The sequence below is a fragment of the Levilactobacillus koreensis JCM 16448 genome (assembly GCF_001435525.1).
Lineage (GTDB): Bacteria > Bacillota > Bacilli > Lactobacillales > Lactobacillaceae > Levilactobacillus > Levilactobacillus koreensis.
Genome location: NZ_AZDP01000118.1, coordinates 82,868 through 84,079 on the forward strand (window position 1 = coordinate 82,868; position 1,212 = coordinate 84,079).

1 protein-coding gene and 1 pseudogene are annotated in these 1,212 nt (G+C 42.7%); one reads left to right on the forward strand and one right to left on the reverse strand.

Annotated elements, in window-relative coordinates:
- Positions 1-181, reverse strand: a 181-nt coding sequence (locus tag FC99_RS14265; protein ID WP_235805918.1) for a transposase, incomplete at its 3' end; no start/stop codon positions are given.
- 95 nt (positions 182-276) lie between these two features.
- On the opposite strand from FC99_RS14265, the pseudogene FC99_RS11515 reads away from it, so the two are divergent.
- A pseudogene (locus FC99_RS11515) lies at positions 277-1,212 on the forward strand (RNA-guided endonuclease InsQ/TnpB family protein); the annotation flags it as partial.

Consider the following 1,212-nt stretch of genomic DNA (forward strand, 5'->3'; position numbering starts at 1 on the left):
TCATTTGCTCAATAGTCACTTCGTTCAGTCGCGCTATTTTCGTTAGAATGTCGGTCATCTCAGCGACTAACTTTGGTGTTGTAAATGCCTCGTGTCGGTATTTAGTGACCCAGACCAAGTGAAAATGAAAGTTGTACACGTAACCTCGTTCGTGAATTGCCCCTTCAATAGCATTGCTCATATGATACCTCCATAAATATTATTATAATGCGTTTTATTATGAATGCAGTGTACTCATATGGTATGCTACTGTCAAGCAAGAGGAGGTGGTAGTTTATGACGAAAACAATGGCACAATTACCTTATCATTATGGGGGTTAAGGTTAGAGTCTTTCCTTCAACTGAACAGAAACGGCTAATCAAGCGTAACAGTGATGCTAGTCGGTTTATTTACAATCAGATGAACGGCATGAACAATGACCTGTTCTGGTTAAAACAAGTGAAGATCCCCATTACACTTGTGTTGGAACGGATCGCTGATTTGACCGAGCGCCTAAAGAAGCCATCAACTGCTATCTCCAACGTTCACGGTTGGCTCAATCACCCAGACTTTGATAGCTTGATGAAAGCCAATGCTATCAAAAATCACAAGACTGCTTGGAAGCTATTCCGCCAGGTTCATCAGGCGGGGACTCCCAAATTTCATAAACGTGGTTATACTCAGACTTATCAAACGTCATGTCTTTACAGTGCTAAAGTGACCGGACCAACTATGCATAATGGTAGCGTAAGACTAAATGATTCTCACCATCTACAGTTACCCAAGCTGGGGCGTCTCCGCTTCAAGGGTATGCCCTCGAAAATCTTAGATCGTACTAATGACATTAGAATTGGGACGACAACGGTCTCAATGGACGCCGTAGGACATTATTTCGTGTCCATGCAGATTGGGTCGGAACACCCCTTCGTCTCTGAGCAATCAGTTATTAAATCTAAAGTCGGGATTGATCTGAACCTTGAGAACTTTTTAACGGATTCCAATGGACAAGTGATTGATAACCCCCATTACTACCGGACGATTAGAGGAAAACTAGCTAAAGCCCAACGGAAACTGTCACGGCGGGCTAGACGAGCTAAAAAGAGTCAACGAAGGTTATCCGCATCAAAGAATTATCAAAAGCAACGGTTATTATTGGCGAAATTACAGCTTAAAGTGGCTAATCAACGCAAGAACTTCCTGCACCATGTCTCTACGGCCTTAATCAAAAACCA